Below are 1145 nucleotides of genomic sequence, written 5' to 3'. Positions count from 1 at the left end.
CGCATCACGATCACCGACATCACAGGCCACCACCGACAACCGCGACCCCAACCCCGCGACCTCAGCCCCCAACTCGGCCACACCATCAACCGCAGGACCACGCCGCGAAGCCAACACCACATGCTCAGCACCCGCCCGCGCCAGCCAACGCGCCACATGCCGACCCACACCACCCGTACCACCGGTCACCAGCACCGTCCCCGACACCCGCCAGGAACCACCACCAGAACCCACAGCACGAACCACACGCCGACCGAACACACCAGCAGCCCGAACAGCCACCTCACCCTCACCCCCAGGCGAGGCAAGAACACCGGCGAGACGCCCCACCAACCGGGCATCCACCACCCCAGGCAGGTCGATCAGGCCGCCCCACCGCTCGGTTCCTTCCGTAGCGGCGACCCGTCCGAGGCCCCATACCGGGGCCTGGTCGAGGCCGGTCACACGCTCGGAGTCGGTGACCGCGACCGCGCCCCGCGTCACACACCACAACGGAGCCTCGACACCCGCATCACCCAACGCCTGAACCAGGCAGAGGGTGGCCGCCAGACCCACGGGCACGGACGGGTAGGCCGCATCCCGGCCCGACGCCAACGCCAGGAGGGAAACCACACCCGCCACCGCGTCCGCCCCTGAGGCGGCCTCGCGCAGCCGCCCGGCCATCTCCTCCCGGCCCGCACGATCCGCACCGAGTTCCAGCACCACCGGCTCCGCGCCACTGCGCGCCAGACCACTCACGCACTCGCCCACCCACGCATCACCAGCAAGCCCGGCCGGCACCACCACCAACCACACCCCCGACAACACACCAGCAGCAGCATCCGCCAACGGCGACCACGCCACGCGATATCGCCAGCTGTCGACAGCCGACCTCTCACGGTCCTGACGACGCCAGGCCGACAACGCGGGCAGCACCGCCGTCAGCGACTCATCACCCGGCAACGCCAGCAGATCCGCCAACCCGGACGCGTCCCCACGCTCCACCGCCTCCCAGAAACCGGAGTCAGCGGTTTCCTTCGGGTCGGGAGAGGTTCCGGAGTCGGGCCGTGCGAGCTCGACCCAGTAGCGTTCGCGCTGGAAGGCGTAAGTGGGAAGGTCCACGCGTCGGGGGCCGTACGGTTCCAGGTAGGCGGCCCAGTCCACGT

The 1145-nt window shown here is 70.3% G+C and carries 1 protein-coding gene; it reads right to left on the bottom strand.

The window, feature by feature from the left end; translation table 11 throughout:
* On the bottom strand, positions 1-1101 hold a 1101-nt coding region (locus AB0B40_RS38215; RefSeq protein WP_362268249.1), incomplete at its 3' end, for an SDR family NAD(P)-dependent oxidoreductase.
* Positions 1102-1145 lie beyond the last annotated feature (44 nt).

The organism is Streptomyces sp. NPDC042638 (genome assembly GCF_040647235.1).
In the GTDB taxonomy this organism is placed as follows: Bacteria; Actinomycetota; Actinomycetes; order Streptomycetales; family Streptomycetaceae; genus Streptomyces; species Streptomyces rameus.
Note: the sequence above shows the minus strand (reverse complement) of the source record. Positions and strands in the feature narration are given on the sequence as shown.